This is a genomic window from SAR324 cluster bacterium (genome assembly GCA_029245725.1).
Classification (GTDB): domain Bacteria; phylum SAR324; class SAR324; order SAR324; family NAC60-12; genus JCVI-SCAAA005.
The window spans coordinates 1-2,879 of sequence record JAQWOT010000331.1 but is presented as its reverse complement, the minus strand read 5'-3'; the positions used below and the strand labels follow the sequence as shown (position 1 = coordinate 2,879).

The window sequence follows — 2,879 nt, the reverse complement described above, 5'->3', positions numbered from 1 at the left end:
AGCAACTGTATCTCGCAGGCAGTAATTCGGTCGAAACTCTTTTGGAATACCTGCTAAATCTCTTAGTTTGCTGAAACGCTTCTTTAAGCTATCCAATCTGCATAAATCACCATCGTTTGCCGGAAATACGTAGTGGCTTTCCTGCAGTTCTGCTGAGCTATTATTTAGTAGTCCTCTTTGCCGCAACAGCACCTCGCGAACCTTTTCATTCATCGGTTGAAGCAGTGTTTGGCCACTCTTCGTGTCCCGCTTGGTGTAGTTCCTTCGACCAAAATCAACATCCTTCCAGAGTAGCTTGAGGGCTTCTGAGGGCCTCGATCCTGTCCAGCCGATAAATTGATGCAAGTGGGCAAGCTGACGATCCGGATGAGATTCCCATACTTGCTGTAGGTTCTGAAACTGTTCCGGGGTTAACACTTCAATACGTTCGCTATTTGGATCTTGTTTTGGCAGTTCAATGGTCCAATCGAGTGCGGCACAATGGCGCTGACGAACTCCAAAGTTGATGATGCGACGTAGTAACTCAAGCACATTGCGGGTGGTGGCGATGCTGTGATTCTTGGCGACCTGCCTGCGTAACCACTCGATATCAAGTGAGGCTAGTTCCTGTGGCGTTTTGTTTCCAACGAGTTTACGCAAGTGGAGATCGAAGCGATTCTTGTCTGTCACTACACCTTTGAGCTGACCGCCTTTACTTTCCAGGTATAGCCCCCAAAGCTTCGTAAGCTACATCAAGGTTGTTTTCTCCCAAAGAGGAATCAGACAAGTTTGTCAACGATTACAAAGGTTCTTTACTTTTTACAGGAAAATTCCACGAAAGAAGTAGAAGAAGAAGATTGACAAAATAGCTCCCACTGGAAGGGTTATAACCCAGGACATCATGATCCCTCCAATAACTCTCAAATCTAGCGCACCTATTCCTCTCGCTAAACCAACTCCCATAACAGCACCAACTGCAATTTGTGTAGTGGAAACAGGGATCCCCGTACGTGAGGCAATTACAACTGTAGCGGCGGCAGCTAATTCAGCTGAAAATCCTCGTGTTGGGACAAGTTCGGTGATCTTGGTTCCAATTGTCAACATTACTCGGTAACCAAGTGTGGAAAGCCCTATTACAATTCCTAGACCTCCCACAAGTAAAATCCAGATTGGTAAATCTGATTTTTGGGCAACTTCTCCACCACTATCCACAATACTTATGACTGCTGCCATAGGTCCAATTCCATTTGCAACATCATTTGAACCATGAGCAAAAGCCATAGCACTTGCTGAAAAAATCATTAAAATACCAAAAATCTTCTCAACTTGTTTAAGTTGCTCACGAGCACTTTCTCCAGGAGAGGCATCAATTTTATTTATCAAAAAGTAACTAATTATTGTTAAAATTAACGCTAAAATACCCGAAAAAATAAAACTTTGTGAAACACTTAAATCAATGTCTAAATGCTTTAATCCTTTGAAAAGAGTCACTAACGAAATTACAAAACCCACAAGAAATACGTAATAAGGAGCGTATCTTTTAGCATTTATTAATGGTTTTTCTGTATCAAGAATCAGTTTCTGAATACTTATCATTAAAAAATATGAAAGTGCTCCACCAACAACAGGTGAAACTAACCAGCTTAGTACGATTGTACCTATTTTAGGCCAATTCACTGCTTCTACCCCTATCCCTACTATAGCGAATCCGACTAGAGCACCAATTATGCTGTGCGTAGTAGAAACTGGCCAGCCCAACCAGCTTGCAACTGTCAACCAGATCGCCGCAGCAATCAATGCTGACAACATACCCCAGACTAGAATCTCGGGTTGGTCAATGACTGTTGTGGGATCAATAATTCCCTTGCGTATTGTTTTGGTAACATGTCCTCCAGCAAGAAAAGCTCCGGCGAACTCAAAAATAGCTGCAATTATGATAGCTTGTTTAACGCTGATTGCTCCTGATCCGACTGAGGTCCCCATTGCGTTTGCTACGTCGTTCGCACCGATTCCCCATGTCATGTAAAGCCCGAACACTACAGCAAGTACAATAAATATATATCCGTATTCAACTACCATTTTATATATTGTTGTAAGAAGTTGAGATTTGAAATTTATTTCGATGCGATCGTTAGTCTTAATCTATTGCTTGTTTTTTTCGAAAAATCAGCGATATCACCTATTAATTCAAAGACTTTATACCAAAACATAACATCCACGGGGTACATATCTTTCTCTATTCCATATAACCTTTCTACAAGAGTATCTTCTAAACTATCAGCTTCAGTTTCTAAAAACGAGATATTGTCAATCATTTTAAACATTTTTTTTGATTCATTTAACCCGAATCCTGATTCAATCAAATATCCAAATTCGTGGATAAGATCCCTAGTTGAATAGCAAACTTGTTGGGATTTTTTCACAAAATCTATAACATCTCTATGGAGTCCTTTATTCAGTTTCATTTTTCTTTGCTCCAACAATACAGCAATATCTTGGGAGACATCTGCAATACTATCTTGCATATCAAGTATTTCTAGCAAGTCCCTGCGGTTGATAGGCATAAAGATATTTTGTGGGAGATGGTTTCGCATTTCATTTTTAATTGAGTCGGCTTCATCTTCTGCCTCAATTATCTGGTCTTTAATCTTTGCTAGCTTCAAAAAGTCTTCTAAGAATAAAAAATTGAAAAAATCTTCCAGTGGAGCAACACTTTCAACTACTTTATCCATGTGATTGTGTAATGGCTTAAAAGGTGATTTGGCGAAGATAGAACTGATGTTTACCATTTAAGAATCCAAATGTATTTTTTCAATTTCAATCATTTTCTCTACTGTTTTAAATTACTTTAAAATATTAAATTACTAGAGAAATAATAAATATCGGCTGTTTAAAGGACT

General features: G+C 39.5%; 3 protein-coding genes. All 3 read right to left on the bottom strand.

Annotated elements, in window-relative coordinates:
- A partial coding sequence (locus tag P8O70_17805) for a tyrosine-type recombinase/integrase (GenBank protein ID MDG2198692.1) occupies positions 1–669 on the bottom strand: 669 nt, incomplete at its 3' end.
- 129 nt (positions 670–798) lie between these two features.
- Positions 799–2,058: an inorganic phosphate transporter gene (locus P8O70_17800; protein MDG2198691.1), complete on the bottom strand. Its 1,260-nt coding sequence runs from the start codon at positions 2,056–2,058 to the stop codon at positions 799–801.
- A 35-nt stretch (positions 2,059–2,093) separates the two neighbouring features.
- Positions 2,094–2,768: a TIGR00153 family protein gene (locus tag P8O70_17795; protein MDG2198690.1), complete on the bottom strand. Its 675-nt coding sequence runs from the start codon at positions 2,766–2,768 to the stop codon at positions 2,094–2,096.
- Positions 2,769–2,879 lie beyond the last annotated feature (111 nt).

Excerpts from the sequence above, each read along its gene's own strand:
- P8O70_17800 (MDG2198691.1), bottom strand. The coding sequence starts at position 2,058 with ATGGTAGTTGAATACGGATATATATTTATTGTACTTGCTGTAGTGTTC.
- P8O70_17795 (MDG2198690.1), bottom strand. The coding sequence starts at position 2,768 with ATGGTAAACATCAGTTCTATCTTCGCCAAATCACCTTTTAAGCCATTA.